1 protein-coding gene is annotated in these 442 nt (G+C 42.3%); it reads left to right on the forward strand.

Annotation, left to right across the window (positions count from 1 at the left end):
* Window positions 1–442, forward strand: a 442-nt coding sequence (locus tag GQ598_RS10945; protein ID WP_160404141.1) for a hypothetical protein, incomplete at both ends; no start/stop codon positions are given.

A 442-nucleotide genomic window follows, 5' to 3' on the forward strand; every position in this document is an offset into this window, starting at 1 on the left:
TGGCATCTGGCCTGCCAAACCTACGCCCTAAATCTTTTTCAATATCATCGTAGTCAAAATCAGACTCCATTCTTATTTTTATCACTAAAATCATCTAGCTTAGTGAACTCGCCGAGTTTATCGGTAGGGTTGTTGTCGAAGCAGAGTTTCAATCTTTTATCGTTCTTATCAAAGTCCCCGTTATGCATTGCGGCGTTATTGTTGTGGTTGTGTTCATTTGGTGCACAGGCCTTAACAGCGCAAACCTCAAGGGTTATTGAGGGTAGTGGGCCGTATTTAACATCTGATGGAGGCCTAACCAAGGTAACAGACCTTGAATCGTTGCTCACCATTACGTTGCCTCATGGTGCAAAGGTCTCGCCGTCAACGAATACATCAAGTAGGACAAATCCAATAGTATTATCAACATGGCGTACTTTGGGTGATATAAAGACTATTTTTC

Source organism: Gilliamella sp. Pas-s95, from assembly GCF_009795795.1.
Lineage (GTDB): Bacteria > Pseudomonadota > Gammaproteobacteria > Enterobacterales > Orbaceae > Gilliamella > Gilliamella bombicola.